The following is a 603-nucleotide window of genomic DNA, read 5'->3' on the forward strand; positions in this document are numbered from 1 at the left end:
CCACGGCTTCTCGGGGAGGGGGCCGTGGGCCTTCTCGGCGTCCTCTATGGCGTATAGGCGGCAGTCCTGCCCCTCGGGGACCTTCGCGCAGAAGTCGCGGTGTAGCTGGGGGAGGTCCTGCCACACCAGCTTGGCGAGGGTTGGCCAGAGCCTCCACGCTATTGCGAAGATCTGCCAGCAGACGTGCCTTATCTCGGCCTGCGCCGCCGCGGCGCACCTCAGGGGGACGAAGTTGAGGAGGAGCTCCCTCGCGTTCATCTGCACCGCGAACCTCACGGCCGCCGCGTTGGGGAGGGCCATCCTGGCGTACTCCGGCCTGAAGGAGCGCCTCAGCGCCAGGTAGTCCTCGTAGGCCCTCCTGAGGACGTCCTCGGGGAAGCCCGCCGGCACCACGAACCGCAACTCCCTCTTGGAGTAGTCCACGTACCGTTGCGATTCAGACCAGTAGGACGCCAGCCTGTGCCTTATGAACTGGGTGTGGCAGGCCCTACTGCACTCCACCAGGAGCTGTGCCCCCATGAACTCGAAGACCGACCAGTGGCCCTGCCTGTAGAACCCCGACACCCTCCTCTCGACGACGCCCTGCGGCTGGGCCTTGAGGGC

The 603-nt window shown here is 66.8% G+C and carries 1 protein-coding gene; it reads right to left on the minus strand.

Features of this window, described 5'->3' with window-relative positions; all coding sequences use genetic code 11:
- The coding region (locus B7L68_RS08435) for an FAD-dependent thymidylate synthase (protein ID WP_081247207.1) at positions 1-603 on the minus strand (603 nt) is incomplete at both ends.

The sequence above is a fragment of the Thermoproteus sp. CP80 genome, assembly GCF_002077075.2.
Lineage (GTDB): Archaea > Thermoproteota > Thermoprotei > Thermoproteales > Thermoproteaceae > Thermoproteus.